Origin of the sequence: Bacillus sp. NTK074B, assembly GCF_017303375.1 — a bacterium.
Lineage (GTDB): Bacteria > Bacillota > Bacilli > Bacillales > Bacillaceae_B > Rossellomorea.
Window position 1 is genome coordinate 1 of record NZ_JAFKOH010000251.1, and the last position, 256, is coordinate 256.

General features: G+C 66.0%; 1 protein-coding gene. It reads right to left on the minus strand.

The annotated features are described in order from the left end of the window. Positions 1 to 199 (minus strand): hypothetical protein (locus JI667_RS22235; RefSeq protein WP_206858697.1); only part of this gene is annotated, 199 nt, incomplete at its 3' end. Positions 200 to 256: the final 57 nt, after the last annotated feature.

Sequence of the window (256 nt, forward strand, 5' to 3'; positions counted from 1 at the left end):
CCCGACGTGCCGCGTCCATCATCTCGAGCTCGGATTGCAGCTCGGCGTCGGTACGATAGCCCGCGCGATGCACTCTGAGCGCATAGGTTGCCCCGGCATGGCGGACCTGATGAACTTCGTTCTCGCGTGCGGCGAACAGGCGATGATCGGCCCCGTCCATGCCCCACAAGCCGAGCGCCCGGTCGACGAGCCCGCTCATGACAGCGGGGTCTCGGCGAGCACCTTGTCCAGCGCGTCGAAGAGCATATCGGCGTTT